Annotated in this window: 2 protein-coding genes; both read right to left on the bottom strand. The window is 71.5% G+C overall.

The window, feature by feature from the left end:
• On the bottom strand, positions 1 to 513 hold a 513-nt coding region (locus DBR36_RS01195), incomplete at its 3' end, for a M28 family peptidase (protein WP_146185162.1).
• The coding region (locus DBR36_RS01200) for an alanine--glyoxylate aminotransferase family protein (RefSeq protein ID WP_258222502.1) at positions 510 to 1,708 on the bottom strand (1,199 nt) is incomplete at its 5' end. The genes DBR36_RS01200 and DBR36_RS01195, both read right to left, overlap by 4 nt.

A 1,708-nucleotide genomic window follows, 5' to 3' on the forward strand; every position in this document is an offset into this window, starting at 1 on the left:
CGTCAGATCCCACCAGGACTCGTCCCACTGACCGGCCACGGCCGACGAGCCCAGCAGCGCCCTGCCGAAACGCGTGCCCTCTTCGTCGCTGAACGCGATCACCTCGAGGGCGAACGGGAAGGGACTCGCCACGGTGCCGTCGGCGTCGACGTGACGCACGAGCCGGACCACCTCGAGCGCCATGAGCACGCCGACGATCCCGTCGTACCGACCCGCATCGGGGACCGTGTCGAGGTGCGAGCCCATCAGCAGCGCCGGCGCATCGGGGACACCGGCGGGAGCCAGGCGACCCACCTGATTGCCCGCCGCGTCCTGCCGCGTCGTCATGCCCAGCTCGCGCATCCACTCCGCGGCCAGACGGTTGACCCGCGCGTGCTCGGGCGAGAGGTACACGCGCTCGATCCCGCCCGTCATCGACGTGACGCGGGCGAGTTCTTCGCACCGACCCATCACGCGTCGCGCCGCCGACGCGATGCGCTCCGGAGACGCCTGCAATCGGGTCGCGAGCGTCATCGCTCCGCCGCCGCGTAAACCCCCTGCGCCGCCTCGACGCCCCCGCCGGCCGGCACCGCAGCGCCGTGGCGCCGCAGCACCGCCTCCAGAGCGGCGAGCGTCGTGAGCACCGCGTCGGTGCGGGCGTTGTACCCCATGGTGCCGATGCGCCACACCCGTCCGTGCAGCGGACCGAACGACGTGCCGATCTCGATCCCGAAGTCGCTCAACAGCTCCGACCGGACCGCGTCGCCGACGACCCCGTCCGGGATCTCGACGGCGACGACATTGGTCATCTTGTGCGCGACGTCGCCGAACACCGTCAGGCCCAGACCCTCGACACCGGCGAGCATCGCCTCGCCGTGCAGGCGGTGGCGGTGGATGGTGGCATCCCGGCCCTCGAGAAGCAGCACGCGGGCGCACTCCCGCGCCCCGTAAAGCATGGTGGTCGCCTCGGTGTGGTGGTTCAGGCGGCGCGGTCCCCAGTAGTCGAGGATCATCGCGAGGTCGAAGTAGTTGGAGCGGATGAAGTCGGATGCCGAGGCGTCGCCCTCTTCACGGATCCCCGCCTCGACGCGGGCGCGCGAACGCACCACCTCGACCGCCCGGTCCGACAGGCTGATCGGCGCCGAACCCGACGGGCCGCCCAGGCACTTCTGCAGGCCGGCGGTCGCGGCATCCAGCCCCCACGCGTCCATCTCGAAGGGGTTCCCGCCCAGCGACGCGGTGGCGTCGGTGTAGAACAGGGCGCCGTGCGCGCGGCAGATCTCGCCGATCTCGTCGAGCGGCTGCAGCATCGTCGTCGAGGTGTCGCCCTGGACGCAGGCCACCAGATGCGGTTTCACCCGCTCGATCGCCTCGCGGATCGTCGACACCGGGAAAACCTCACCCCAGGGCACCGCGATCGTGTGCACCTCGGCGAGGGCGCGCTCGGCGATCTCGGCGAGCAGGTGACCGAAGCGGCCGAAGACCGGCACGAGAACGCGGTCGCCAGGACGGATGAGCGACACCATCGCCGCCTCGATGCCCGCGCGGCTCGTGCCGTCGATGAGCAGCGTCGCCTCGTTGGCGGTGCCCCAGACCTCGCGGTACAGGGCCTGCGTCTCGGTCATCGTCGCCGTCATGAACGGGTCGTACTGGCCGACCAGCGGCGCCCCCATCGCGCGGAGCACGCTCGGGTACGCCGAGATGGGCCCGGGGCCCATGAGCAGACGGG

It is taken from the genome of Microbacterium sp. HMWF026 (genome assembly GCF_003061325.1).
In the GTDB taxonomy this organism is placed as follows: domain Bacteria; phylum Actinomycetota; class Actinomycetes; order Actinomycetales; family Microbacteriaceae; genus Microbacterium; species Microbacterium testaceum_E.